General features: G+C 69.5%; 27 protein-coding genes. 17 read left to right on the forward strand and 10 right to left on the reverse strand.

What is annotated here, in order from left to right:
- The first annotated feature begins 36 nt into the window (after positions 1–36).
- Positions 37–1,338, forward strand: a complete 1,302-nt coding sequence (locus AB6V29_RS00565) for a M20/M25/M40 family metallo-hydrolase (protein ID WP_369356451.1) — start codon at positions 37–39, stop codon at positions 1,336–1,338.
- An 8-nt stretch (positions 1,339–1,346) separates the two neighbouring features.
- Positions 1,347–2,192 carry an undecaprenyl-diphosphate phosphatase gene (locus AB6V29_RS00570; RefSeq protein WP_369356453.1) on the forward strand — a complete coding sequence of 282 codons (846 nt, stop codon included), beginning with the start codon at positions 1,347–1,349 and terminating at the stop codon, positions 2,190–2,192.
- A gap of 100 nt (positions 2,193–2,292) precedes the next feature.
- Here the strand turns inward: AB6V29_RS00570 and AB6V29_RS00575 are convergent, their stop codons facing one another.
- Positions 2,293–3,159, reverse strand: coding sequence for a PAC2 family protein (locus AB6V29_RS00575; protein WP_210075267.1), 867 nt, complete (start codon positions 3,157–3,159; stop codon positions 2,293–2,295).
- Positions 3,160–3,287: 128 nt separating this feature from the next.
- Between AB6V29_RS00575 and AB6V29_RS00580 the strand changes: the two genes are divergently transcribed.
- The 9 genes from AB6V29_RS00580 (at position 3,288) to lnt (ending at position 13,245) form a co-directional block, all read left to right on the forward strand.
- Positions 3,288–3,986 (forward strand): HAD family phosphatase, encoded by a 699-nt coding sequence (locus AB6V29_RS00580; RefSeq protein ID WP_210075265.1) that lies wholly within the window; start codon positions 3,288–3,290, stop codon positions 3,984–3,986.
- Positions 3,983–5,002 carry a tRNA (adenine-N1)-methyltransferase gene (locus AB6V29_RS00585; protein ID WP_267787396.1) on the forward strand — a complete coding sequence of 340 codons (1,020 nt, stop codon included), beginning with the start codon at positions 3,983–3,985 and terminating at the stop codon, positions 5,000–5,002. Before AB6V29_RS00580 ends, AB6V29_RS00585 begins: the two co-directional genes overlap by 4 nt.
- Before the next feature lie 9 nt (positions 5,003–5,011).
- Positions 5,012–5,959, forward strand: coding sequence for an FKBP-type peptidyl-prolyl cis-trans isomerase (locus tag AB6V29_RS00590; RefSeq protein ID WP_369356456.1), 948 nt, complete (start codon positions 5,012–5,014; stop codon positions 5,957–5,959).
- An 88-nt stretch (positions 5,960–6,047) separates the two neighbouring features.
- Positions 6,048–7,040 carry a YafY family protein gene (locus tag AB6V29_RS00595; protein WP_267787394.1) on the forward strand — a complete coding sequence of 331 codons (993 nt, stop codon included), beginning with the start codon at positions 6,048–6,050 and terminating at the stop codon, positions 7,038–7,040.
- Positions 7,037–8,011, forward strand: coding sequence for a WYL domain-containing protein (locus tag AB6V29_RS00600; protein WP_267787393.1), 975 nt, complete (start codon positions 7,037–7,039; stop codon positions 8,009–8,011). Before AB6V29_RS00595 ends, AB6V29_RS00600 begins: the two co-directional genes overlap by 4 nt.
- An 88-nt stretch (positions 8,012–8,099) precedes the next feature.
- Entirely contained in the window at positions 8,100–8,351 is a 252-nt protein-coding gene (gene tatA / locus AB6V29_RS00605; RefSeq protein WP_210075255.1) for a Sec-independent protein translocase subunit TatA, read from the forward strand.
- 63 nt (positions 8,352–8,414) lie between these two features.
- Positions 8,415–9,176 (forward strand): twin-arginine translocase subunit TatC, encoded by a 762-nt coding sequence (gene tatC, locus AB6V29_RS00610; RefSeq protein ID WP_210075391.1) that lies wholly within the window; start codon positions 8,415–8,417, stop codon positions 9,174–9,176.
- Positions 9,173–11,656, forward strand: coding sequence for a DEAD/DEAH box helicase (locus AB6V29_RS00615; protein WP_210075253.1), 2,484 nt, complete (start codon positions 9,173–9,175; stop codon positions 11,654–11,656). The genes tatC and AB6V29_RS00615 overlap by 4 nt, the downstream gene beginning before the upstream one ends.
- Positions 11,653–13,245 carry an apolipoprotein N-acyltransferase gene (gene lnt / locus AB6V29_RS00620; protein ID WP_307316635.1) on the forward strand — a complete coding sequence of 531 codons (1,593 nt, stop codon included), beginning with the start codon at positions 11,653–11,655 and terminating at the stop codon, positions 13,243–13,245. The genes AB6V29_RS00615 and lnt overlap by 4 nt, the downstream gene beginning before the upstream one ends.
- Positions 13,246–13,260: 15 nt before the next feature.
- Here the strand turns inward: lnt and AB6V29_RS00625 are convergent, their stop codons facing one another.
- From AB6V29_RS00625 to AB6V29_RS00640, 4 genes are all read right to left on the reverse strand, one after another.
- Positions 13,261–13,632, reverse strand: coding sequence for an RNA polymerase-binding protein RbpA (locus AB6V29_RS00625; RefSeq protein ID WP_150956331.1), 372 nt, complete (start codon positions 13,630–13,632; stop codon positions 13,261–13,263).
- Positions 13,633–13,725: 93 nt separating this feature from the next.
- Positions 13,726–14,523, reverse strand: a complete 798-nt coding sequence (locus AB6V29_RS00630) for a glycerophosphodiester phosphodiesterase family protein (protein WP_369356460.1) — start codon at positions 14,521–14,523, stop codon at positions 13,726–13,728.
- Entirely contained in the window at positions 14,520–15,464 is a 945-nt protein-coding gene (locus AB6V29_RS00635) for an SPFH domain-containing protein (RefSeq protein ID WP_369356462.1), read from the reverse strand. Before AB6V29_RS00635 ends, AB6V29_RS00630 begins: the two co-directional genes overlap by 4 nt.
- A complete protein-coding gene (locus AB6V29_RS00640; RefSeq protein WP_210075244.1) occupies positions 15,461–15,937 on the reverse strand; it encodes an NfeD family protein in 477 nt (158 codons plus the stop codon). The genes AB6V29_RS00635 and AB6V29_RS00640 overlap by 4 nt, the downstream gene beginning before the upstream one ends.
- A gap of 142 nt (positions 15,938–16,079) precedes the next feature.
- Between AB6V29_RS00640 and AB6V29_RS00645 the strand changes: the two genes are divergently transcribed.
- The gene (locus AB6V29_RS00645) at positions 16,080–16,844 is read left to right on the forward strand and encodes an SDR family oxidoreductase (protein ID WP_369356465.1); all 765 of its coding nucleotides are present in this window, start codon (positions 16,080–16,082) and stop codon (positions 16,842–16,844) included.
- 2 nt (positions 16,845–16,846) lie between these two features.
- On the forward strand, positions 16,847–18,817 hold the full coding sequence (locus AB6V29_RS00650; protein ID WP_369357148.1) for a prolyl oligopeptidase family serine peptidase: 1,971 nt from the start codon (positions 16,847–16,849) through the stop codon (positions 18,815–18,817).
- A gap of 50 nt (positions 18,818–18,867) precedes the next feature.
- Here AB6V29_RS00650 and AB6V29_RS00655 read toward each other — a convergent pair whose 3' ends face one another.
- Together AB6V29_RS00655 and AB6V29_RS00660 are read right to left on the reverse strand one after the other, a co-directional pair.
- Positions 18,868–19,416, reverse strand: a complete 549-nt coding sequence (locus AB6V29_RS00655) for an HdeD family acid-resistance protein (protein ID WP_369356467.1) — start codon at positions 19,414–19,416, stop codon at positions 18,868–18,870.
- A gap of 72 nt (positions 19,417–19,488) precedes the next feature.
- Positions 19,489–20,418 carry an AEC family transporter gene (locus AB6V29_RS00660; RefSeq protein WP_369356469.1) on the reverse strand — a complete coding sequence of 310 codons (930 nt, stop codon included), beginning with the start codon at positions 20,416–20,418 and terminating at the stop codon, positions 19,489–19,491.
- 97 nt (positions 20,419–20,515) lie between these two features.
- Here AB6V29_RS00660 and AB6V29_RS00665 point away from each other — a divergent pair, with 97 nt between their 5' ends.
- Together AB6V29_RS00665 and AB6V29_RS00670 are read left to right on the forward strand one after the other, a co-directional pair.
- Positions 20,516–21,208, forward strand: coding sequence for a class I SAM-dependent methyltransferase (locus AB6V29_RS00665; protein ID WP_369356470.1), 693 nt, complete (start codon positions 20,516–20,518; stop codon positions 21,206–21,208).
- Positions 21,209–21,285: 77 nt separating this feature from the next.
- Positions 21,286–22,059: a dienelactone hydrolase family protein gene (locus AB6V29_RS00670; protein WP_369356471.1), complete on the forward strand. Its 774-nt coding sequence runs from the start codon at positions 21,286–21,288 to the stop codon at positions 22,057–22,059.
- Positions 22,060–22,431: 372 nt separating this feature from the next.
- On the opposite strand, the gene AB6V29_RS00675 is transcribed toward AB6V29_RS00670, so the two are convergent.
- Positions 22,432–23,073 carry a hypothetical protein gene (locus tag AB6V29_RS00675; protein WP_369356473.1) on the reverse strand — a complete coding sequence of 214 codons (642 nt, stop codon included), beginning with the start codon at positions 23,071–23,073 and terminating at the stop codon, positions 22,432–22,434.
- Between the two features lie 285 nt (positions 23,074–23,358).
- Here AB6V29_RS00675 and AB6V29_RS00680 point away from each other — a divergent pair, with 285 nt between their 5' ends.
- Positions 23,359–23,904, forward strand: a complete 546-nt coding sequence (locus tag AB6V29_RS00680; protein ID WP_369356474.1) for a hypothetical protein — start codon at positions 23,359–23,361, stop codon at positions 23,902–23,904.
- Here AB6V29_RS00680 and AB6V29_RS00685 read toward each other — a convergent pair.
- Both AB6V29_RS00685 and AB6V29_RS00690 read right to left on the reverse strand, forming a co-directional pair.
- Positions 23,901–24,458 carry a DUF6578 domain-containing protein gene (locus AB6V29_RS00685; RefSeq protein WP_369356476.1) on the reverse strand — a complete coding sequence of 186 codons (558 nt, stop codon included), beginning with the start codon at positions 24,456–24,458 and terminating at the stop codon, positions 23,901–23,903. The two genes, AB6V29_RS00680 and AB6V29_RS00685, sit on opposite strands and share 4 nt — an antisense overlap.
- A gap of 25 nt (positions 24,459–24,483) precedes the next feature.
- Positions 24,484–25,293: an SDR family oxidoreductase gene (locus tag AB6V29_RS00690; RefSeq protein WP_369356478.1), complete on the reverse strand. Its 810-nt coding sequence runs from the start codon at positions 25,291–25,293 to the stop codon at positions 24,484–24,486.
- 76 nt (positions 25,294–25,369) lie between these two features.
- Here AB6V29_RS00690 and AB6V29_RS00695 point away from each other — a divergent pair, with 76 nt between their 5' ends.
- Positions 25,370–26,029 carry a hypothetical protein gene (locus AB6V29_RS00695; protein WP_369356480.1) on the forward strand — a complete coding sequence of 220 codons (660 nt, stop codon included), beginning with the start codon at positions 25,370–25,372 and terminating at the stop codon, positions 26,027–26,029.
- Position 26,030 lies beyond the last annotated feature (1 nt).

The following is a 26,030-nucleotide window of genomic DNA, read 5'->3' on the forward strand; positions in this document are numbered from 1 at the left end:
CGGGGGAGCATGCTCGCCCCCGGTACCGTAGTGCGCATGCCCGAGCTCGAAACCGACGTCCCCGAGGTCGCCCGCGTCGCGCGCGACCTGATCCGGTTCGATACCTCGAACTACGGCGGAGGCCGTGCCGAGGGCGAGCGCGAAGCGGCCGAGCACGTCGGCGCATACCTCGAGGCCCTCGGCCTCCCGGTCGAGTACTACGAGCCCATCGCGCGTCGCACGAACGTCTGCGCCCGCATTCCCGGACGCAACCCCCACAAGCCCGCCCTGATCCTGCACGGCCACCTCGACGTGGTGCCGGCGGTCGCCGCCGACTGGAGCGTCGACCCCTTCGCGGGCGAGATCCGCGACGGCGTGCTCTGGGGGCGCGGTGCCGTCGACATGAAGGACATGGATGCCATGATCCTCACCGCCGTCGCCGACGTGCTGCGCGCGGGGGAGCAGCCCGAACGCGACATCATCGTGACCTTCTTCGCCGACGAGGAGAACGGTGGCGTCGAAGGCTCGGCACTCGTGGTGAAGAACCGTCCCGAGTGGTTCGCCGGCGCGACCGAGGCCATCAGCGAGGTGGGCGGATACTCGATCGCGGTGGGCGACCGCCGCGCGTACCTGCTCCAGGTCGGCGAGAAGGCCCTCGTCTGGATCAAGCTCGTCGCCCGCGGCCGCGCGGGCCACGGCAGCGGCCTGCACGCCGACAACGCCGTGACGAAGCTCGCCGAGGCCGTCGCCGCCCTCGGTCGCACCGAGTGGCCGATCCGCCTCACCGACACGACCTCGCAGTTGCTCCAGGGGCTGGCCGAGATCACCGGCGACGACGCGGGCGACCCCGACGCTCTCGCCCTGCGCACCGGCGCGGCATCCAGCTTCATCCGCTCCACCCTGCGCACGACGACGAATCCGACCGGCCTCACCGCCGGCTACAAGCACAACGTCATCCCCGACCGTGCCGAGGCGCTCATCGACGTGCGCGTGCTCCCCGGCACCGAAGACGCGGCTCTCGCCGACATCCGCCGGATCGTCGGTCCCGACATCGAGATCGAGATCGTCCATCAGGACATCGGCCTCGAGGTGCCCTTCTCGGGGGACCTCGTCGACGCGATGATCGCGCAGCTCGGTCGGCACGATCCCGGTGTGCCCGTCGTGCCGTACCTCATGGGCGGCGGCACCGACAACAAGGCCCTCGCTGGCCTCGGCATCGCCGGTTACGGATTCGCGCCGCTGCGCCTTCCCGCCGACCTCGACTTCACCGGGATGTTCCACGGGGTCGACGAGCGCGTCCCCGTCGACGCGCTCCAGTTCGGTCAGCGAGTCCTCGCCGACCTCATCCGCACGTACTGAAGGGCCGCATGCATATCTTCGAGGTCATCGTCCTCGGGCTCGTCCAGGGCCTCACCGAGTTCCTCCCCATCTCCTCGAGCGCCCACCTGCGCATCGTGGGGGAGTTCCTCCCGTCGAAGACGGACCCCGGCGCGACGTTCACCGCCATCACCCAGATCGGCACCGAGCTCGCGGTGCTGATCTACTTCCGCAAGAAGATCGTCCGGGTCATCTCACGATGGTTCGGCTCGCTCACCGGCAAGGTGCCCCGCACCGACCCCGACGCCCGCATGGGCTGGCTGGTCATCATCGGCACACTGCCGATCGCGTTGCTCGGCGTGCTGCTGCAGAGCCTCATCCGCGACAACTTCCGGAGTCTGTGGATCACCGCGGTGGTGCTCATCGTCTTCGGCATCCTGCTCGGTCTCGCCGACCACTACGGAAAGCGTCGTCGCGAGCTCGACGACCTGACCTACCCGCACGGTGTCGCCTTCGGCGTCGCCCAGGCCCTCGCCCTCGTTCCCGGGGTCTCGCGTTCGGGAGCGACCACGACCCTCGGTCGTGCCCTCGGCTACAAGCGCACCGCCGCCGCGGAGTACTCGTTCCTCCTCGCGGTGCCGGCGGTCTTCGCCAGCGGGTTCTTCGAGTTGTACAAGAGCTTCGACGAGGGCACCGGCCCGTACACCCTGGGTGAGACCGCGCTGGCGACCGTCATCGCGTTCGTCGTCGGCTACCTCGTGATCGCCTTCCTCATGCAGTACCTCAAGCGCGGCAGCTTCCTGCCGTTCGTGATCTATCGCGTCGCTCTCGGCGTGCTGATCATGGTGCTGCTGACGCTCGGTGTGCTGCCGGCGTACTCCGTCATCACCGGCTGAGTCCCGGATGCCGCGAAGGCGCCGTCCCGCTCGGGGACGGCGCCTTCGTCATGTCGGATGAGGGCGAGAGTGCGTCGCGCGATCGGCGACCGACTCGTACTCAGCGGCGGGGCGGGTCGTCGCGGCCGGGCTTGGTGGGGCCTTCGCCGCCGCGGCGCAGGTAGCGCTCGAACTCCTGGGCGATGGCGTCTCCGGACGCCTCGGGGGAGTCCCACGTGTCACGCGTCTGCTCGAGCTGGCGGATGTACTCGCTCATCTCCTCGTCGTCGGCCGCTGCCGCATCGATCGACGCCTCCCACAGGCGCGACTCGTTTTCGAGGTCTCCCCGCGGAACGGCGATGCCCGTGATCGACTCGAGCTTCTCGAGCAGGGCCAGGGTGGCCTTGGGCGAGGGCGTGTGCCCGGCGACGTAGTGCGGCACGCTCGCCCACAGGCTCGCGGTCGGGATGCCCACGGTCTCCGAGACGTGACCGATGGCGCTCAGGATGCCGACCGGCCCCTCGTACAGGCTCCGCTCGAGCGACAGCGACTGGCGCACGGCCTCGTTGTCGCTGCCGGCGAACACCGAGATGGGGCGCGTGTGGGGTACATCGGACATCATCGAGCCGAGCGCGACGAAGCCCGAGACGTCCTCGCGCAGGGCGACGTCGATGAACTCGGCGGCGAACGCCTGCCAGGCGCGGGCGGGCTCGACGCCCACGAGGAGCCAGATCTCGGCGTCGTCGGAGCGTTCGACGGGACGCAGCAGCGTGGCCTCGGGCCAGCTCAGGGTGCGACGCCCCTCGGCGTCCAATCCGACCTGCGGGCGCGTGTACTGGTAGTCGAAGTACAGTTCGGGGTCGACCGTGTGGACGACCTCGTACTCGACGTCGGCTCGCAGCATCGCCGCTGCCGCCGACGCGGCTTCTCCGGCATCGTTCCACCCGTCGAACGCGGCGACGATGATCCGGCGACCCAGTGCGTCCACGCAACCTCCTCTGCCCCGTCGGGGCTGGCTTCCAGGATAGGCGCACCCGCACGGACCGAGCCGGTCCCGCCCACGCCGGGCCCAGCGGGCCGGACGGGCGGGAGTCGCGCTCTCAATAGGATGGAACGATGACTTCCCCCGCTCCCGCCGCCGTCCTCTGGGACATGGACGGCACGCTCGTTGACACCGAGCCGTACTGGATGGCCGCGGAGACCCCGCTCGTGGAGCGCTTCGGGGGGACCTGGTCGCACGAGCAGGCGCTCGGGATGGTCGGCCTGGCCCTCGAGGACTCCGCCCGGCTGCTGCAGAACGCGGGCGTGCCCTGGGGCGTCGACGAGATCATCTCGTACCTCACCGACGAGGTGCAGCGACAGCTCGCCGTGACCGGCGTGCCGTTCCGCCCGGGCGCTCGCGAGCTGCTCGCCGACCTGCGTTCCGAGGGCGTCAAGACGGCGCTGGTGACGATGTCGATGCGTCGCATGGCGCTGTCGGTGGTCGACCTCATCGACTTCCCGGCATTCGACCTCGTGGTGGCCGGCGACGACGTCGAGCGTCCCAAGCCCTACCCCGACCCCTATCTCCAGGCCGCCGCGGCCCTCGGCGTCCACATCGGTGACACCGTCGCGATCGAGGACTCCCCGAACGGACTGCGCTCCGCGATCGCCAGCGGAGCCGTCGCCCTCGGCGTGCCGCTGATGGTGCCGCTCGAGGGGGTCGGCGCCCACGCGCTGTGGCCGAGCCTCGAGGGGCGCACGACCTCCCACCTGCGGGCGCTCCACGCCGCACACACCCCGACCCACGCCGAAGAGACACGAGCCACCCGATGAGCGAGACCCCCCACCTGAGCGGCCCCTTCCGGGTCGGCGACCGGGTGCAGCTGACCGGCCCCAAGGGGCGGATGCACACGATCACCCTGCGCGAGGCAGGCGAGCTGCACACCCACAACGGCGTGCTCAAGCACGAGCTCCTCGTCGGCCAGCCCGACGGCAGCGTGGTGACCAACAGCTCCGGCCACGAGTACCTGGCCGTCCGCCCCCTGCTGCGCGACTTCGTCATGTCCATGCCGCGCGGCGCCGCGATCGTCTACCCGAAGGACGCCGCGCAGATCCTCGCGCAGGCCGACATCTTCCCCGGCGCCACCGTCGTCGAAGCCGGCGTCGGGTCGGGTGCGTTGTCGCTGTGGCTGCTGCGCGCGATCGGCCCGGCGGGTCGGCTGCTCTCGTTCGAGCGCCGTGAGGAGTTCGCCGAGGTCGCCCGCGCCAACGTCGAGACGTTCCACGGCGAGCTGCCCGCGACCTGGGAGGTCGTCGTCGGCGATCTGGTCGAGAGCCTCCCGGATGCCGTGGCCCCCGCCTCCGTCGACCGCATCGTGCTCGACATGCTCGCGCCGTGGGAGTGCATCGACGCCGCGGCCGACGCCCTGACCCCGGGCGGTGTCGTGCTCTGCTACATCGCCACCGCCACCCAGCTCAGCCGCGTGGCCGAGTACATCCGCGCGACCGGGCTGTTCACCGAGCCGGATGCCAGCGAGACCATGGTCCGCGGGTGGCACGTCGAGGGCCTCGCGGTCCGCCCCGACCACCGTATGGTGGCGCACACGGGCTTCCTCATCACCGCGCGCCGCCTGGCGCCCGGCGCGATTCCTCCCGAGGTCAAGCGCCGAGCGTCGAAGTCGAGCTACGGCGACGAAGACGTGGAGCTGTGGACCCCCGGGGCCGTGGGGGATCGTCAGATCACCGACAAGAATCTCCGCAAGCGTGTGCGCGAGGCGCAGAAGTCCGCCGAGGGGGTCCGGCAGTCCGTCGCGGGCGCCTCGTCGGAGGAGCCCGGCTCGACCGCCTAAACTGTTCCGGTGCGTAGACTCCCCGCTCTCGTGGCCGTGACCGCCCTGGCCGGATTCGGCCTCGTCGGGTGCTCGGCATCCGCCTCTTCGTCGTGCCCGACGCCCACCGACAGTGCGATCGCCTCGGTGGTCGAGGCCAGCGGCGACTTCGGCACCGCGCCCACCGTGTCGGTGCGCTCGCCCTTCATCCCCGAGACCGCCGGTACGCAGACGCTCATCCAGGGCGACGGGCAGCGCATCACGAGCGACGACCAGCTCTCGCTCGTCGACGTGACGGTGTTCGACGCCGCCACCGGCTCGCAGCTGGTCGCGACGACCTACGCCGCCGACGTGAAGTCGGCGACGCCCCTGCCGCGCCTGACGCAGGCGATCCCCGCGATCGCGCCGTTGCTGCACTGCGTCGCCGAGGGGTCGCGCGTCGCCGTCGCCATCCCCGGCTCCGAGCTGGGTACCCAGGGTGCTCAGGCTCTCGGCGTCAACGAGGGCGACGGCGCGGTCTTCGTCTTCGATGTGCGCAAGGTCTTCCTCCCCGCGGCCGACGGCGCCGACCAGTACAACGCCGACTCGGGCATGCCCTCGGTCGTGCGGGCTCCCGACGGCACTCCCGGTGTGGTCATGCCTGCCGGTGACGCGCCCACGCAGGTGCGTTCGCAGACCATCAAGAAAGGCGACGGCGACGTGCTGGCCGCCGACTCGTCGGTCGTCATCCACGTCCAGGGCGTCGCGTGGGGCGCGACCACCACCTTCGCCTCGACGTGGAAGAACGGCGCGCCCGGGCAGGCGACCGTGTCGCAGCTGCCGCCGGCCCTCGCCTCGGCACTCGAGGGACAGACCGTCGGTTCGCAGGTGCTCGTCGTCGTCCCGGCCGATCAGACCGCGCAGGATCAGCAGATCCTCAAGGCTCCCGCCAATGCGGCTCTCGTCTATGTCATCGACGTAATCGGGACCGTCAGCTGATCGGCATCCGCTGACCCGGAGTTCTCTCGGGCGGTCGCGGAACGCACTGCTCTGCACCCGCTCCGCGCTCGACGCCTAGGATGGGCGGGTGCCCGCCACCGTGTCCCGCAGCGCTCCCGAGGAGCGTCTGGTGAACCTCGTCGTCGCCCTCATGGCGACCGAGCAGGGGCTGACGAAGGACACCATCTTGTCGTCGGTGGCCGGCTACCGCGAACAGCTCGAAGCGGGCGCGTCGAAAGACGCACTCGAGAAGATGTTCGAGCGCGACAAAGAGAGCCTGCGCGGCCTGGGCGTGCCGATCGAGACGATCGGCAATCGCGCGGACCCCGACGACCTTCGCGAAGCGCGCTACCGCGTGCCGACCGCCGAGTACGCGCTTCCCGAGGACATCACGTTCAGCCCCGCCGAGGTCGCATTGCTGAACATCGCGGGTGGCGTCTGGGGGAGCGAGTCGCTGTCCGCCGACGCGCGCAGCGGACTGCGCAAGATCCGGGCCCTCGGCATCCCCGTCGACGAGCCGATCATCGGCTATGCCCCGCGCATCCGCGTGCGCGACGCCTCGTTCGCCGCCCTCCAGCGGGCGATCGAGCAATGCCGTGTCGTGACCTTCGCCTACCTTCGACCCGGAGAAGCACGGCCGCGAGAGCGACGCGTGCAGCCCCTCGCGCTCGTCGAGTACGAGGCACGGTGGCATGTCTACGGCTACGACCTCAACGTCGACGCGGATCGCACCTTCCTTCTCTCGCGGATCGTCGGCGAGGTGGCGGCCACGCGCAAGAGCTTCCCCGCCGAACAGCGCGAGGGCGCGGGGGAGCGCGCGCTCGACGGCCTGCGCGCCGTCGCCGCCCGTCAACGCGCTCTGCTGGAAGTGCACCCCGGCACCGAGGCGGCGCTGCGGCTCGACCGCCGCGCCCAAGCGGCGCCCCAGGGCATCTACGTCCCGTACGTGGACCTGCACGTCTTCGCCGACGAGCTCGCCTCGTACGGCCCCGAGGTGCGCGTCGTCGAGCCCGCGGACCTGCGCTCCGAGGTCATCCGCCGGCTCGAGGCGACGCTCGCTCTTCACGGGGGTGCCGCGTGAGCACCGACCGTCCCGTCGCCGCTCTCGACCGCGCCGCGCTCCTGCTGCAGCTCGTCCCCTACCTCCTGGGCAAGGGCGAGGTTTCGGTCGCCGAGGCCGCGGCGGAGTTCGAGGTCGCTCCCGACCAGATGCGCGCGATGGTCGAGCGTCTGACCGTGATCGGTCTGCCCGGCGAGCGGGGGTACTGGCAGCTTCCCCACGACCTGTTCGACATCGACTGGGATCTGCTGGATCGCGACGATGTGATCGCCATCACGAACACGGTGGGTCTGGAGCGATCTCCGCGCCTGACCGCACGCGAGGCGGCGGCGCTGCTGGCAGGCCTTCAGCTGGCGCGGAGTCTGCCGGGCTTCGGGGATAGCGAGCTCGTCACCGAGCTCCTGTCGAAGCTCGCGCGGGGCGCCGCGACCGCTCCGGCCGCCGTCATCGTCGCCCCGGGTCCCGTCGACGGCGTGCGCGACGTGGTCGACGAGGCCCTGCGCTCGCGCGTCGCCGTGACCTTCACTTATCACGCCCCCGGTGCCGACCCCATCACCCGAACGGTCGACCCGATCAAGGTGCACATCGCGAACGGGCAGTGGTACCTGCAGGGCTGGGATCACCTGCGACAGGCCGTACGCACCTTCCATCTCGACCGCGTCAGCGATGCGTGCGTCACCGACATCGCGGCCGTGCACGGCGCCGACCCGGTGCCCGAGCTCTTCGCACCCACCGATGACGAGGTCGTCGCACGCTTCCGCTTCCCCCGAGCGGTGGCGCCCCTGTTGTCCGACTACCTCGAGCGCGCCGAGATCGAGGGAGCAGACGATGCTCTGGCCGTCGCCTCCCTCCGGCTGGCGGATGAGCAGAGCCTCAAGCGGCTCGCGGCGCGTCGTGGGGGAGAGGTCGAGTTGCTGGAGCCCGCCGGGGCGCGGCGCGCGGCCGCTGCCTGGGCGGCTGCCGGACTCGCGCAGTACACGCCCGAATCCTGACCGATTCCGCCGGGTTCCCGCGCGGCGGAGCACGCTCCCAGCGCCCGGGTTAGACTGAAGCACCGCCCGAACGAGACGAGGAGTCCCCATGTTCCAGGGTTTGACCGGATGGCACCTGTTGATCGTTCTCGCTGTCATCCTTCTTCTGTTCGGTGCCGCCAAGCTCCCCGCTCTCGCGAAGAGCATGGGTCAGTCGGCACGAGTGTTCAAGAGTGAGATGAAGGAGATGAAGCGCGACGACGAGGTCGCTGCCGCATCCGAAGCCCCGCGCGCCACCGACGCCGGCACTACGCCGACCGTCGCTCCCGAGCCGCGCAGGTCGACCGACCCCACCGTCTAACCCGTGGCGATGGCAGGACCGCCGCGGATCGACGTGCCCGAAGGGCCGCGGCGCGACAAGCGCATGTCGATCGGGGCGCACCTGGTCGAGCTGCGCAAGCGTCTGATGATCGCGGCGCTCGCGCTCGTTGTCGGCATGGTGGTGGCCTTCATCATCACCGATCCGATCATCCACCTCATCACCGAGCCGATCCGCGTGATCGCCGAGCGCCGCGGTGACGACTTCTCGGCGCTGAACTTCACCTCGGTGACTTCGGCTTTCGATCTGCGCATGCGCATCGCCTTCTCGATCGGCATCTTCCTGTCGGCGCCGGTGTGGTTGTGGCAGATCTGGGCGTTCATCATGCCCGGGCTCACGCGCAAAGAGATCCGGTACACGGTCGGGTTCGTGGCATCCGCCGTGCCGCTCTTCTTCGTCGGCTGCTGGGTCGGCCTGCTGATCGTCCCGCACGTGATCGAGCTGATGTGGGGCTTCACCCCCGAGGGCGGCGTCAACTTCTACAACGCCACCGATTACTACGATTTCGTCTTCAAGCTGATGATCGTGGTGGGCGTCGCGTTCGTGCTGCCGGTGTTCCTGGTCGCCCTGAACGTCGCGGGCATCATGAGCGGCAAGGCGATCCTCAAGGGGTGGCGCGTGGCGATCCTCATCGCGACCCTGTTCTCGGCTCTCGCGACCCCTGCGGCCGACATCATCAGCATGCTGATGCTGGCCGGCATCCTGACCGTGCTGTTCTTCGCGGCGGCCGGGGTGTCGATGCTGTTCGACCGGCGCAAGGCCCGCCGACTCGCGGCGTCCGAGATGCCGTCGGGGCCCATCGCGTGAGCTCGCCCAGTCCGGCCGAGCGATTCGCTCGCGCCGCCGCCCGTTCCACGCACCCGCACACGGCGGACTTCGCCGAGATGCAGCGTTTCGAGCTCGACGACTTCCAGATCGCCGGATGCCATGCCCTCGAGGACGGCCGCAGCGTCCTGGTGGCCGCCCCCACGGGCGCAGGAAAGACGATCGTCGGAGAGTTCGCGATCCATCTCGCGATGCTCGAGCCCGGTGACAAGGCGTTCTACACGACCCCGATCAAGGCGCTGTCGAACCAGAAGTTCCACGAGCTGCAAGAGGTCTACGGCGACGACGAGGTCGGCCTGCTCACGGGCGACACGAACATCAACGCCTCGGCGCGCATCGTCGTGATGACGACCGAGGTGCTGCGCAACATGCTCTACGCCGACTCGCCGGCCCTCCGCGGCCTGCGCTTCGTCGTGATGGACGAGGTGCACTACCTCGCCGACCGCTTCCGCGGGGCGGTGTGGGAAGAGGTCATCATCCACCTCCCTCCGTCGGTCAAGCTCGTGTCGCTGTCGGCGACGGTGTCGAACGCCGAGGAGTTCGGCGACTGGCTCGACACCGTGCGCGGCGACACCGAGGTGATCGTGTCCGAGACCCGGCCGGTGCCCCTGGAACAGCATGTCCTGGTCCGGGGCGATCTGCTGCCCCTGTTCGACGATCGTGCGGGGGTCGCCACGGCGCAGGTGAACCAGGAGCTGTTGCGCATCCGCGGCGGAAACGCCGGCGGGTACGAGAACAACCGTCGCGCGCAGGAGTACCGCTCCCAGCGGCATGCGGGCGGCCCGCGGCACGCTCACCAGCGTCGCGGCGGACACAAGCCGCTGCGCGCGCAGCAGGGGCCGCGCATCGAGCGCATCGACCGCCCCGAGGTCGTCGAGCTGCTGCAGCGGAATCATCTGCTCCCCGCGATCTTCTTCATCTTCAGCCGCGCCGGGTGCGATGCCGCCGTGCAGCAGTTGCGCCGGGCGAACGTGCGTCTGACCTCGGCCGAGGAGCGCGTCGAGATCCGCCAGATCGTCGACGAACTGACATTCACGCTCAAAGACGAAGACCTCGCCGTGCTGCACTTCTGGGAGTGGCGCGACAACCTCGAGCGGGGTATGGCCTCGCATCACGCGGGGTTGCTCCCGGCGTTCAAAGAGGTCGTCGAAGAACTGTTCCGCCGCAAGCTCGTCAAGGTGGTCTTCGCAACCGAGACCCTCGCCCTGGGCATCAACATGCCCGCGCGCACGGTCGTGCTCGAGAAGCTCGAGAAGTTCAACGGTGAGGCGCGCGTCGCCATCACCTCGGGCGAGTACACCCAGTTGACCGGTCGCGCCGGTCGCCGCGGGATCGACGTCGAGGGTCACGCTGTCGTGCAGTTCACCGAGGGGCTCGACCCGCAATCGGTCGCCGCCCTCGCCTCGCGGCGCACGTATCCGCTCAACTCGAGTTTCCGGCCCACGTACAACATGGCCGTCAACCTCATCGATCAGTTCGGTCGCGCCCGCGCCCGCGAGATCCTCGAGTCGTCGTTCGCGCAGTTCCAGGCCGATCGCTCGGTCGTCGGCCTCGCCCGTCAGGTGAAAGAGGCCGAGGAGTCGCTCGACGGCTACGAGAAGGCCATGACGTGCGATCGCGGCGACTTCCGCGAGTACTCCACGATCCGCCGCGAGCTCAGCGACCTCGAGAAGATCAATAGACGCGATGCCACGGCGCCCCGCCGTCTGCGCGACGAGCGACAGCAGCAGATCCAGTCGCTGCGCAAGCGGATGCAGCGGCATCCCTGCAACTCGTGCCCCGATCGCGAGTCGCACGCGCGCTGGGCGGAGCGGTACTGGAAGCTCAAGCGCACCACCGACAAGACCCGCCATCAGATCGACCAGCGCACGGGCACCGTCGCGCGCGTCTTCGACCGTGTGGTCGAGGTGCTCGCGACCCTCGAGTACGTGGCGATCGAGGAAGACGGCGCAACCGTGCTCACACCGGCCGGCCGCACGATGCGGCGCATCTACGGCGAGCGGGACCTGCTGGTGGCCGAGTCGCTGCGGCAGGGCCTGTGGCAGGGACTCGACGCCCCCTCTCTGGCAGCGCTCGCGTGCTGCCTGGTCTACGAACCGCGTCGAGACGAGGCGGGCCCGGGTGAGCGGGGGCTGCCGCGCGGTGCCTTCCGCGAGGCTCTGGACACCACGCAGACCCTGTGGCAGCAACTCGACGACCTCGAGCGCGACCACCGTCTGCCCGGCTCCGAGCCGCCCGCTTCCGGGCTTGCCCCGGCCATGCACGCGTGGGCGAAAGGTCTGCCGCTCGATAGCGTGCTGACGCTCGCGGACATGGCCGCAGGCGATTTCGTCCGCTGGGCGAAGCAGACCATCGACCTGCTCGACCAGATCTCGCTCGTCGCCGAGCCCAAGCTCGCCAAGACCGCTCGCACCGCTCTCGATTCCGTTCGACGCGGCATCGTGGCCTACACCTCGGCATGAGCCGTTCGTCCGTGGCCGTCGATGCAGCGCCGGCCGCAGCCCCCGCGCCACCGCTGCGCCTCGCGTTCGCCGCGCCCCTCGCCGTGGTGGCGGGATTGTTGCTGGTCACCGCCTTCCCCGCCCTCGCCTGGTGGCCGATGGCGTTCCCCGCCGTCGCGCTCGCGCTCGTCACCCTCATCGGTCGCCGGTTCTGGTCGGCCGTTCTGATCGGATTCCTCTTCGGGGTGGCGTTCTTCTCGGTGAACCTGCTCTTCACCGCCCGCTACCTCGGGCCCATCCCGTGGGCGGCCCTGTTCGTACTCGAGGCGTTGCTGACGGCCGTTCTGGCGGCACCGATCGCGCTGGCGTATCGCTGGCTGCCCCGTGTCGCACCGGGGCGTGTGGGACGGCTCCTGCTGCTTCCGGCGCTGGTGGCCGCCCTCTGGACCCTGCGCGAACAGATCGTGGGTTCGTGGCCCTACGGCGGCTTCCCCTGGGGGCGGATCGGCGTCTCGCAGGTCAACAGCCCCTTCGCCGAGGTCGCGTCGTGGGTGGGCATGTCGGGGTTGTCGTTCCTGGTCGTGCTGTTCTGCGCGATGGCGATCGAGTTCGTGCGCGGCGGGCGCGTGCGCCGCGTTGCCGGCGCCCTCCCCGCGGCGCTGGTGCTGGTGGTGCTGTTGGCCCTCCCGGCATTCCCCACCACCGACGCGGGCTCGATCCGCGTCGGTGCGGTGCAGGGCAATGGTCCGGCGGGGTACTTCGACCAGCGCTCGCGCAACGCCGTGCTGAATGCGCAGCTCGCGGCATCCGCTCCGCTGTTCGGACAGAAGATGGACGTGCTGCTGTGGCCCGAGGGCGGTGTCGACTCCGACCCCACCTCGAACCCGGCGACGGCGGCGACGCTCGCGGAGCTCTCGCGGCGCATGGATGCGCCCCTGCTGGTCTCGGCGGTCACCGAGCGCGGCTCGGAGCTGTTCAACTCCTCATTGCTGTGGACGGCTTCCGGGCAGGAGGGGTCGACCTATGACAAGCGGCATCCCGTGCCGTTCGGGGAGTACGTTCCCGATCGCGCGTTCTGGGAACCCTTCGCCCCCGATCTGATCGGGCTCATCGGCCGTGAGTACACTCCCGGAACGGCCCCGCCGCTGATCGATCTCGACGGGGTCGGTGTCGGGCTCGCGATCTGCTTCGACGTCATCTACGACGACGTCGTCTGGGACGGCGCGAACGAGGGCGCCGAGGTCTACATGTTCCAGACGAACAACGCCGATTTCCGCGGCACCGACGAGAACCTCCAACAGCTGGCCTTCGCGCAGATGCGCGCGATCGAGACCGGCCGCGCGGTGGTGAACCTGTCGACGGTGGGCACCAGCCAGGTCATCGCGCCCGACGGGTCGACGCTCGACTCCCTGCCGCCGGACACTGCGGGACACATGCTCACCGACGTGCCGCTTCGCACCGGACTGACCCCGGCCGTCGTGATCGGGCCGGCCGTGAAGATCGTTCTCGGGTGGGGGAGCCTCGCGGGGCTGATCGCCGCCGGGCTCGTCCTGGCCATCCGCTCGCGGGCCACGAAGAAGACGCCGACCCCCGAAGGGGCCGGCGTCTGAATCGGCGGGTCAGCGTCAGGCGCTGAGCTTCTCGTTCCCGGCGCCGCGACGAGCGCGGACGAACGCGAGGCGCTCTTCGAGGAGCTCCTCGAGCTCGGGGATCGTGCGACGCTCCAGGAGCATGTCCCAGTGCGTGCGGGCGGCCTTGTCGGCGCTGTGGTCGACGGTCGCCGTGCCCTCGCCGATGCGCAGGAGAGCCTCGGCACCGCAGGTGCGGCACTCCCAGGCGTCGGGCACTTCGGCGTCAGCCGCGAAGGTCAGGACGGTGTCGCGTCCGCAGGTGCTGCAGGAGTAGGTGTGTTGTGCACGGTCGTGGAACACGACGCCGTCTTCGCTCTGGAGGCTTTGGGCGCCGAGTCGGATGCCGCGGAGACTGCGGTCTGCCATTTTGTGGTCCTCTCGTCGGTCCCCATGTATAACGTTCGCACCTGTGCGCTTTATTCGAACTGTGCGCGTCCTGACGAGTTTCACAGTGGATGCTCAGACAGGCGTCGTTCCCCATTCGTTCACCACCGCGAGGGCGGCGTCAGCGCGGTCGGTCACGAGGCCGTCGACGCCGAGGTCGAGCAGACGCGACATGTCGATCTCGTCGTTGACGGTCCACACGTGCACCTCGACCCCGGCCGCGTGCGCGTCGCGGATCAGGCCGGGCGAGACGACGCGGATCGGCCCCTGCCGTTCGGGGATCTGCAGGGCGTCGACGCTCTCGAGCAGGGCGCGGACGCGTCGCGTCTGACGCAGGGCGCGCGCGGCGAGGAGCCGAGCGATCGTGCCGGACCCGGGGGAGGTGGCCGGGCGCGTCGCAGCTCCCGCCTCGCGCGCGGCGGCGAGCGCGTCGAGGCGTCGCTCATCGGAGAAGCTGGTGACCAGCACGCGCTCGACGTGAGGGGCGACGAGCCGACCGACCTCTCGGGCTGCGGCCGCGGCCTTCACATCGAGATTGAAACGCACCTCGGGGAACGCCTCGAGGGCCTGAGCGAGGGTGACGAGACCTCCCCGCTCGGCCATCAGCTCCTCGATCTCGCGTAGGCGCACATCGGCGATCGCCCGCGGATCGCCGGCGACCCGCTTCAGGTCGTCGTCGTGGAACAGCACGACCTCGCCGTCGGCGGTGAGGTGGCAGTCCGACTCGACGTACTCGGCCCCGGCCGCGTGCGCCTCGGCCACCGCGGCGAAGGAGTTCTCGACCACGCCCTGGGCGGCGGCATCCGGTGTCACCAGACCGCGATGGGCGAGCACGCGCGGCGAGGAGCGAGAGAGGTAGGGATGCCGTGTCATCGGGGTGCGGGACCGCTCGATCCGGGCGTGAGGGTGGGGGAGTCCTCGCCCGCGCTCTTCGGGGCGAATGCTCCGGAGATCCCTTTCAGCGCCTCGGTGAACTCGCTCGGGATGATCCACAGCTTGCTGGAAGCGCTGTCGCTGATCTTCGGGAGCATCTGCAGGTACTGGTAGGCGAGGAGCTTGTCGTCGGGGCGGCCCTCGTGGATGGCCGCGAAGACGGACTGGATCGCCTGGGCCTCACCCTGGGCGCGCAGGACCGCGGCCTGCTGGTCGCCCTCGGCCTCGAGGATCGAGGCCTGGCGACGCCCCTCGGCTTCGAGGATCTGGGACTGCTTCGACCCCTCGGCCGTGAGGATCGCGGCGCGGCGGTCGCGTTCGGCCCTCATCTGCTTCTCCATCGAGTCCTGGATCGAGAGGGGAGGATCGATCGCTTTCAGCTCGACGCGACCCACCCGGATGCCCCACTTGCCGGTGGCCTCGTCGAGGACCACACGAAGCTGCCCGTTGATGTTGTCACGGCTGGTCAGGGCCTGCTCGAGGTTGAGCCCGCCCACGACGTTGCGCAGCGTCGTGGTGGTGAGCTGCTCGACGGCGCCGAGATAGTTGGCGATCTCATAGGTCGCTGCCCGCGCATCGGTGACCTGGAAGTACACGACGGTGTCGATCGAGACCACGAGGTTGTCCTCGGTGATGACCGGCTGCGGCGGAAACGACACGACCTGCTCGCGCATGTCGATGAGCGGTCGCACGCGGTCGACCAGGGGCACGACGAGGTTCAGACCGGGCAAGAGGGTCTTGTGGTACCGGCCGAGCCTCTCGACCACCCCGGCGCGCGCCTGCGGGATGATGCGGATCGCGCGGAACAGCACGACGACGACGAAGATGGTCACCACCGCCGCGAGGACCCAACCGACGATGAGGGGAATCAGTTCGTTCATGACGTCGCCTCCTGGCTGCGCGCGCGGACGACGGCGGTGGCGCCGTCGATGCGGACGACCTCGATGCGCGTGGCGGGGTCGATCCGTGTGTCGGTGTCGGCGCGTGCGGTCCACACGTCGCCGTTGGAGAGCTTGACCTGCCCCGGAACCGACGCGGACATCCGCGAGAGGACGAGTCCCTCGAGTCCCAGCAACGCCTCGACATTCGACGGTCGGGGGTCGGAGCCGCGGTGCAGCCGTTGCACCAACGGTGGTCGTACGAACAGCAGCAGCGCGACGGAAGCCACGGCGGCCGCGATGATCTGCAGCCAGAGCGGTGCACCCCACAGATCGGAGACGAGCCCGACGAGGCTTCCCGCCGACACCATGAGGAACGTGAGCTCGCCCGTGAGCATCTCGCACACGAGCAAGACGAGGATGAGCAGGATCCAGCCGATCCAGGCCCAGGTCTCGAGGGTGGAGAGAACGTCCATTTCGTGCCTCCTCGCCTGAACGTAGCACCGGCTGCCGACACCCGGGCCGGTTCTCGACGTCCCCATAGGAGTCGACGCCGCCGGGGCACGGCATCCCGGTCGATAGGCTGGTGGCTGATTCCGAATCGTCAGGAGAACTCCCGTGTCCCAGACCCTCCCGTCCGGCTCGCTGAGCGGCAAGACCGCCCTCGTCACCGGCTCGTCGCGCGGCATCGGCGCCGACACCGTCCGCTACTTCGCCGAGGCCGGCGCGAACGTCGTCATCAACTTCCGCAACAAGGCGCCGCGCGCTGAGAAGCTCGCCACGCAGCTGCGCGAGCTCGGCGGTCAGGCCCTGGTGGTCGGTGCGGATCTGACCGATCCCGAGTCGGTCAGGGCGATGTTCGACGAGGTCGAGCGCACCTTCGGCGGTCTCGACATCCTGGTTCTCAACGCCTCGGGCGGCATGGAGTCGGGTATGGCCGAGGACTACGCTCTGCTGCTCAACCGTGATGCCCAGGTCAACGTGCTCGAGACGGCCCTGCCCCTGCTGAAGGACGACGCCCGCGTGGTCTTCGTCACCAGCCACCAGGCGCACTTCATCCGCACCACCCCGACCATGCCCGAGTACGAGCCGGTCGCCCTGTCCAAGCGCGCCGGCGAAGACGCCCTGCGCGAGAAGATCCCCGCCCTGCAGGAGCGCGGCATCGGCTTCACGGTCGTCTCGGGCGACATGATCGAGGGCACCATCACGGCGACCCTGCTCGAGCGCGCCAACCCCGGCGCGATCTCTGCCCGCCGCGAGGACGCGGGCAAGCTCTACAACGTCTCGGAGTTCGCCGCCGAGGTCGCCCGCGCAGCCGTCGACCCGGTTCCCGCCGACAACACCCGACTCGTCGGAGACACGGGTTCGTTCGGAGGCGAATGACCGTGCGGCCGACCGACATCCAGACGCTGATCGGGGTCGGTCGGCCCGCGATCGCCGCCACGGGTGCGTTCGCGGTCTTCGCGACCTCGCGCCCCGACCTCGAGGCCGACCGCGCGGTGGGCCAGCTGTGGCGGGTCGACCTGCCCGACGGCTCGCCGCGCCGCATCACGCGCGGGGTAGCGGACCGCAGTCCTCGTCTGTCGCCGGACGACAGCACCATCGCGTTCCTTCGCCCCGATGACAGGGGCCGCGCCCAGGTCTTCGTCGTCGCCGGACACGGCGGCGAACCCGTGCAGGTCACCGACCAGCCCGGGGGAGTGCTCGACCTGGCCTGGTCGCCCGACGGCTCGCGTCTCGGCTTCACCGCGCGCGTTCTCGAACCCGGGCGGTACGGCACCGTCGAGGGTCGGGATGCCGCAGCCGAACCGCCCCGCCGGATCACCGGTATCCGCTGGCACGCGAACGGTCTCGGCTACCTCGATCGGCCCGCCCAGGTGTTCGTCGTGGACGCACCCGCCACCGATGCGGAGCCGTTCTATGAGCCGGCCCCCGGTCTGGAGGCCTCGCAGAAGCATGTCGTGCCCGAGCCCGCCGTGCAGCTCACCCACGGTGAGACGAGTTGGAGCGGCGTGGTCTGGACCATCGACGGCGCCGAACTGCTGAGCGTGCCCGACGTGATCGAGACCGCTCGCCGCGACCTGCGCGACCGGATCGTGGCGATCTCCGCCGACAGCGGCGAGCAGCGCGAGGTGCTGGGGTCGACCGAGAACCTCTCCGTGGCGACGGTCGATGTCGCACCCGACGGCGCCGTCTTCGCGCTCGCGAACGACGTGGGCGACGAGGGCACCGACTTCGTCGCGCCCGGTGTCGCGCTCTTCGTGCTCGACGTCGACGGCCCCCGCCTGCTCACCGACCCCGAGACGATCGACCTCGGCGAGGTCGGCAGCCACCTCTCCTTCGACGGCCACGACGTCCTCGTGCAGGACCGCACGCGCGGCCGGTTGCGTCTGTTGCGCGTATCGCGCGAGGGGCGGGTCGAGCAGGTGCTCGGCGGTGACCTCGAGGTGTCGGGGCACGCGGTGGCGCAGGGCCGGATCGTGGCATCCGTCGCCTCTCCCGAATCCTTCGGCGAGCTCGTCGTCATCGACGGGCCCGAGGTGCGAGCCCTCACGACGTTCGGCGCCGCCGCGCGGGCGGCGGGCATCGTCGTTCCGGTCGAGCACGAGGTCGCCGGCCGAGACGGGTACCCCGTGCACGGCTGGGTCGCGGTGCCCGAAGGCGAGGGACCGTTCCCCGTCATCCTGCAGATCCACGGCGGCCCGTACGCCTCCTACGGCGTGCACCTGTTCGACGAGACGCAGGTGCTCGTCGACGCCGGTTACGCCGTGGTGTACAGCAACCCGCGGGGGAGTGCCGGGTACGGCCGCGCGCACGGCCGGTCGATCCGCCGCCGCATGGGCACGCTCGACTACTTCGACGTCATGGACTTCTTCGACGGCATCGTCACGGCAGACCCGCGGCTCGACGCGCAACGGGTCGGGGTGATGGGCGGCTCGTACGGCGGGTACATGACCGCGTGGATCATCGCGCACGATCACCGTTTTGCCGGTGCGATCGTGGAGCGCGGGTTCCTCGACCCCACGGCCTTCCCCGGGTCGAGCGACATCGGCTCGTTCTTCGGCGACGAGTACGTCGGCACCGATCCGCTTCTGGTCGCCGCGCAAAGCCCCATGGCCGTGGTCGAACAGGTCGAGACGCCCACGCTCGTGCTGCACTCCGAGCTCGACTACCGCTGCCCGCTCGAGCAGGCCACGCGCTACTACGCGGCCCTCAAGCGCAACGGCGTCGAGGCCGAGATGCTGGTCTTCCCCGGCGAAGACCACGAGCTCACCCGGGCCGGTCGCCCGCAGCACCGCGTGCAGCGCTTCGAAGCGGTTCTCGACTGGTGGAGCCGCTACCTGCCGGTGCGGTGACAGAGAAGGAGCCCGGATGCCACGGCATCCGGGCCCCCCGTCGATGAAGGTCAGACGGCCTTGCCGAACTGGATCGCGCGAACGATCTGGAAGACACCGAGGATCACCAGCGAGATGCCGATCAGCAGGAACAGCGTCACCGCGCCCAGCAGGGGCGAGAACAGCAGCACGATCCCGGCGACGATGCTGACGATCGCGAAGAAGATCGTCCAGGCCCGCGCCTTCGAGGCGTGACCGGCGGTCGTGAGCGAGACGACGCCCTCGATGATCCACAGGATGCCGACCAGGGAGCCGATGAACACCCCGAACCACGCGGTCGTGGCAGACAGGTTCGCGAACGAGAAGATGCCCGCGACGATGAAGAGCACGCCGAGCACGAGGTAGCCGACACGCGCCCAACCGGAGCGCCAGAACAGTCCGATGCCGATGTTCACCAGGCCCGCGATGATCACGTAGACCGAGATGATGCCCACGGCGACCTCGGCGGTGCGGCCGGGCCAGATGAGGATGAGCAGACCGATGACGAGCGAGAGGACTCCGCTGACGCCGAGCGCAGTGCGGACGGCGCCGACGGCGGGACTGGTCGTGGAGGGCGACATGACGAGCCTTTCTGAGTAAAAGCTGAGAACAGGTCTCACCCTAGACCCGAGGGTCGACGAGTGCGACCGGTGCTACGCGGGGGAGTGCTCGAGCAGGAGCGCCACGGTGAACAGCACCGGAAGGCAGCCGAGGGTGGAGATAAAGACGACGTCGCGCGACAGGATCTCGCCGACTCCGTAGCGCTGCGCGAAGTTGAAGACGTTCTGCGCCGTCGGGAGAGCCGCGAGCACGACGACGATGAACACCTGGTCGGCGGGCAGGGCGAACAGCGTCGCGACGAGCCACGCCAACGCCGGCATCGCGAGGAGTTTGAGCGCCGAGGCGATCACGACGTCGACACGCCTCCCCGGCTCGGTGAGCACGCGCTGGCCGTACAGCGACATGCCGTACGACATCAGCAGCACCGGCACGCAGGCACCCGCGATGAGGTGCAGGGGGTCGAAGACGATGGGCGGCAGATCGATGTCGAGCAGGGCCACCAGCACACCGAGAGCCGAGCCGATGAGCATGGGGTTCTTCGCCGTCTGCAGCAGAAGGCGCCCGAGATTTCGTGAGCCCGAGGTCGCGGCATCCAGGATGGAGAGGGCGATCGGCATGAGGATCAGCAACTGGAACAGGATCACCGGGGCCGAGTAGGCCGCGTTCCCGAGCATGTAGAGCGAGATCGGGATGCCGATGTTGTTGCTGTTGACCTGGCCCGCCGACAGCGCGCCGATCACCGTCTCGCCGACACGGCGCCGCAGGATCAGGGCCGAGACGAGGGCGTAGACGCCGATGATGACGGCGGCGGTGATCATCGACACCGGAAGCAGCGCCGAGAACAGCGTCGCGACGTCGGCCTTCGCGAGCACCGTGAACAGCAGGAACGGCGAGAGGACGAAGAACGTCAGGCGGCTGAGCACGTGTCGCGCGTGCGGGCCCAGCAGGTCGATGCGGGCGATGACGTAGCCGACGACGACAGCGAGTCCGACGACGGCGAATCCGGTGAAGACGCCGCTCATGCGCCGGGGGCTGGCACGGGGGCGGCTGGGGGAGTCATCACTTCGAGCGTAGCGGGGGTCTTGGTCCCGTCCGTGACGTCGTGGTGGGATGAGGCCCATGTACTCCGAGTTCGCACCCTTCTACGACACCGTCCAGAGCGGGGCGGCCGAGGCCTTCGCCGGGTGGGTCGAACGGCGGGTGGGGGATTCGGGGGTCGTGCCGGGTTCGCTGCTCGAGCTCGGCTGCGGCACCGGAGCTGTCCTCGAGCTGCTGCCCGCGGAGTGGGAGAAGGTGGGCGTCGACGTCTCGCCCGAGATGCTCGAGATCGCCCGGACGAAGGGAATGGATGCCGCGTTCGTCGCAGCCGACATCCGGTCGCTGTCGCTGGGACGCACGTTCGACGTGGTTGCGTGCGTCTACGACACGATCAATCACCTGCCCGGCAGCGATTGGCCCTCGGTCTTCGCCACGGCCGCGGTGCACCTGGCGGACGACGGGGTGTTCCTGTTCGACATGAACACCCTCGGTCGTTTGAGGATGGATGCCGGCGAGGAGCACACCGCCGAGGCCGACGGGGCAACGGTGTCGATGCGTATTCACGCCGTTGGTGACGACCGCTTCGACTGGCACGTGCGGATCGAGCGCGAGGGCACGGTCGTCGAAGACAGGATCGCCGAGTACGCCGTGGCTCTGTCCGAGGTGCGGGCGATGCTGGCAGACGCCGGCTTCGCACGGGTCGAGGCGAGCGGTGGGCGCGATCAGCCGATTTCAGACGACGCGCGGCGGCTGTTCTTCGTCTGTCGGCGCTGAGGGGCAAGACCCGGCTGTCTCCGGCGTCGGGGGTTTAGTCTCCGAACGACACGATCCCTCACCCCCTGGAGAACCGCATGACCATGTACTCCGCCGCCCTCTCCGGCATCCTCGATCGCGAACCCGCCCCGGCATCCGGTATCGAATCGTTTGATGTCGATTACCGCGTCGACGGGGTCGACTACCGCGGATACGTCGCTCGACCGGCAGGGGAGGAGCGGCACCCGGGAGTCCTCGTCGTCCACGACTGGCTCGGAGTGACCGACTACGTGCGCATGCGCTGCGACATGCTCGCTCGCCTCGGCTACACGGGCTTCGCGGCGGATGTGTACGGCGCGGACGTGCGCCCGTCGGCGGAAGATGCCGCGGCTGTCGCCGGAGGGTTCTATCAAGACCGGCCGCTGTGGCGTAAGCGGATGACCGAGGCGTTCGACCAGATGATCTCGCAACCCTCGGTCGACTCGCAGCGCACCGCGGCGATCGGCTACTGCTTCGGTGGTTCGTCCGTGCTCGAGCTCGCCCGCACGGGCGCCGCCGTCGATGCGGTGGTGAGTTTCCACGGCGGATTGCTGACCGGACCGGCGGGCGAGGCGGAACGAATCACCGCGAAGCTGCTCGTCCTCCACGGGGCCGCCGACCCCGTCGCCCCCGACGAAGCCCTGCTGGCATTCGAGAATGACCTGCGCACCGCGCCGTCAGTTGACTGGCAGGTGGTCACATACGCCAGTGCCATGCACGCGTTCACGCTTCCGGATGCCAACGTGCCTGAGCACGGCGCGCAGTTCCAGGCGGTCGCGGAGCGGCGGAGTTGGGATGCGATGAAGGCGTTCCTGGCGGAAGTTCTCGGTTGAGGGCTGGCCGGCGCAGGCATAAACGCGATCTGCGCCCAGAAACGCGCTGTGCTCGTGTTCATGCGCGTCGGAAGCGTTTATGGACGCCGTCTCCGCGCCGTCGGCTGGACGCGGCGTCGTGGTCGATTTCGGGTCCCCGCTGCGGTTCGGCCGCGTCGCCGGGCGTGATCCACAGGCATAAACGCGATTCGCGACGAGAAACGGTCTGTGCTCGCGTTTCTGAGCGCTGAGAGCGTTTATGCGTCCGTGCGGGACGGTCGGTGGCGCGATGCGTTGACGCCGATAATGCACATTATGTCAGCTTGAACCGACGAAGCCCTCCCCGTCATGTCCCTGGGCGCGATCGGGCAGGCGTCAGGTGATGCTGACGCGTCAGAGGCCGAGCAGTGCGAGCGCGACGGTCGCCGTGGTGTCATCGCTGGGTGCGTAGGACTCGGCGCCCGAGCCGCCGTGCCGACCATCGTGCAGTTCGATCGACACTCCGGGCACGTACACATTGGAGTACCCGGGGCTGTCGGGCGCGCCGTCCGTCGTCCACCGGACGCCGAGTCCACGGACATCGTCCAGGCGCGGGTCGTCGATGCGCGTCGGAGTGAGGTGGAGCATCGTGCCCTGCATCTCCAGCGCGTCACGGGTCGGAACGTCATCGGCGGCAGCCACGGTCACGCTGGCGAAGGGGCCTTCGTCGGGCGCGGCCCACTGGCAGAGCACGCCGTCATCGGCGATGCTCTCGCCGACCAGCGTCATCCCGCTCACGAAGGACGCAAGCGCGCCGGCGACCTGATCGCAACTCGTGATGCGTGGGAAGGGGGTCGTCGTGGATGGGGTCCCCACGCCGTCGGAGACGTCCATGTCGTTCGAAGATGAGTCCTCGCCCGGGGTGAGCGCGTCGTGCGTGTCGTCGATGGCGATGGTGCATCCGGCAAGAAGGGATGCGCCGACGAGGCAGGCGGCGAGCGCGGTCGTTGCCCGGCTGGCCGCGCGCCGGCGGGTGAAGATCTGGTTGCGGGTCATCGCGATCCTCGCTTTCGAGAACGTTGTTATCGCCCGATAACTCTATGGCAGGCACGCGTGTGCTCGCGAGGTGTCTTGATTAAAGTCTGATGAGTCGATGCCGCTCCGCGGACCTCCCCCAGGCCTCTCGGGCTGGCGTCGAACGCGACGAAGGGTGGAAACCGGAATGAGCAGCACCATGACGATCGAGCTCGCGTCGGCATCGACCTCGGCGACCACCGGCGGTGCTCTGCGCGTCGACGGCGGGTACGTCGACAGCATCCTGCCCTGACGGGACCCGGCGAGATGAATGTTTCCCGCCTGCACATCCTGGGCGCGAGCGGCAGCGGAACGACCACGCTGGGTCACGCGCTGGCCGCGCGGTGGGCGGTTCCGCACGCCGATGCGGACGACTACTTCTGGATGCCGACCACTCCCCCGTTCCTCCAGAAGAGGGACGAGATGCAGAGGGTCGCGCTGATGCGCGAGATCTTCGTGTCGCGCCCCGCCTGGGTGCTCTCCGGGTCGATGCTCGGGTGGGGCGAGTCGGTCGTCGCCGAGTGCGACGCGATCGTCTTCCTCACCCTGGACCCCACGGAACGCCTGCGTCGACGGGAAGCGCGCGAGGTCATCCGCCGCAGAGGTCAGCCGCACGACGACGAGGCCTGGCGGGTGTTTCGGAGGTGGGCTGAGGGATACGACGACCCCGCCTTCGATGGTCGCAGCCGCGTCGAGCACGGCAGGTGGCTCGCGGCGATCGGAAAGCCGGTGCTGCGACTCGACAGCCGCTCCACGGTGACCGAGATGGTGGATGCCGTGTGCGGCTGGGCACCCGCCGGCGCGGGGCCCTAACGATTCGTCTCGTCGACGTCGACGAGCCACCCCCTGCGCACACGTCGATGCTGTTCGGCGGGCTCGGGCACGTCGAGGTCGTCCTCCGCGACCGGGTCGCTCGATTCCGGCCTCTCCCCCGGGACCGTGTCGGTGGGCACCAGCTCGATCGCCTCCGGCACCGGCTCCGACGCGCGTATCCATCGCGAGGGGCGCGTCCCGATGAAGAACCCGCCCTCGAGTTCGCGCCCCGAGAGCGGCCGAAGTTCTTCCTCGGCGGGCATCTCAGCATCCGCAGTTGCACCGTGCCCGGGGCGCCGCAGGCTGAAACGGTCGACGGTCTCCTGCAGAACGATCTGCACGCCCGTGACCCGTCCGCGCACGCGATCGTCGATGGGGTCCTCCGGATGCCGCGCCTCGAAGGCGTCGACCGTCGCGGCCAGCTCGGCACCCAGGTTCCGGATGAACTCAACGGACAGTGTCCGTCCCTCGATCACGAAGTCCACGTCGTCTCCGACGGCGAACGGATCGCCGCAGCACTCCCACTCCATCGAATCCAGCCATACCCGGGTCATGGGCCCACGCTAACGCGACCACCCCTCAACCGCGCCGCACCCACCCCGACGTCACGCCCAGCACGCGCGAACCGTCGAGGTCGCCCAGCGACAGGCCGGCGAACTGGGTCGCGGCATCCGAGGTCTGCCAGCGGAACCGCGGGGCCGAGGTGGTGGCGGCCTCGACGACGGTCTTCGCGGCGTCCTCCGCCGACTGCGCCGATGCGAACGAGGTCGCCGCGCGGTCGAGGTACGCCTGCTGCAGTTCCGCGTACGGGCCGGGGGCGGCGCGGTGCACCGAGTCGACGAACGACGAGGCGACGGCGGCCGGTTCGACGATCGACACATCGACTCCGAAGGGGGCGACCACCGGGGCGAGCGACTGCATGAGACCCTCGACGGCGAACTTCGCGCCGCAGTACGCGTCGGAGAACGGTTGCCCCACCGCTCCCCCGACGCTCGTCACCGTCACGATGCGGCCGCTCCCCCGCTCACGCATATCGGGGAGGACGAGACGGGTCAGACGCGCGACCGAGAGGTAGTTCGTCTCGAGCTGCTCCTGCAGCTCGTCGTCGCTCACCTGTTCGAGGGTGCCCACGGCGCCGCGCCCGGCGTTGTTCACGAGGATGTCCACGGGGCCCGTGGCCTCGATCAGGGCGCGGGCGCCCTCGGCATCCGTCACATCCAGGGCCCGGATGTCGAGCTCGACACCCGCCTCGGATGCCGCGGAGCGCAGGGCGTCGGCGCGCGCGGTGTCGCGGACGGTGGCGACGACCGTCACCCCCCGTTGCGCGAGCTGGATCGCGGTGTGCAGGCCGATGCCGCTGGTGGTTCCGGTGACGAGTGCGAGAGTCATGGTCTCATCATGCGCCTCGGATCCCATGGGTTCGGTGTGCGGGGGTTGTCCAGGGGATGCTGCCAGGGTGGGTCGGGTGACCGACGTCCTCGCCTCACCGGTTCGACAGCAATCCGCCCGCCCGTGGCGAGGGCTCGTCATCCTCGTCGCTGCCACGCTGCTGGCGTTAGCCATCGCGATCATCACCGGCGTGGGGGCTCTCTCCCGGCAGGGCGACGGCAAGACCGAGTTGCTCGTGGGGTCATGGGATGCGGGCAAGATCGTCGTCGCAGCGTGGATGGCGTCCGCCGTCGCCTTCTTCGTGCTCGTCTGCGCGATACCGGCACCGCGGTGGTGGTTGGTGCTCTTCCTCCCGCTACGCTTCCTCGCCTTCTGCGCAATCATCCCCGCGGGGATTCTGGTGGCCCTGTTCTCGGAGAGCTCGGTGGTGCCGCTCAACGCGAACGGGTGTGCGACGGGATACGTCGTCCGCGAGAGCACGCCGTGGCGGCACACGACGGTGGATGTCCTCCGGACGGACGGTCTGCTGGCTACCAAGGTGGACAGCGGCTCTCGGCGCGGCGGCGAGCACCCCTTCGCCGCCGGGGACTATCGGGTTGATGTAGACGGCGATACATACCGTGTCGAAGCGGTCCCCACCGGTAGCCCGTCTTTCGATCTCCCCGTGATCGTCGAGTTGACGCACGAGTCCTGCGGACTCGCTGACCGCGGAGTGCCGCGGTCGCTGAGGGGCTGAC

The organism is Microbacterium sp. 20-116 (genome assembly GCF_041079415.1).
Classification (GTDB): Bacteria; Actinomycetota; Actinomycetes; order Actinomycetales; family Microbacteriaceae; genus Microbacterium.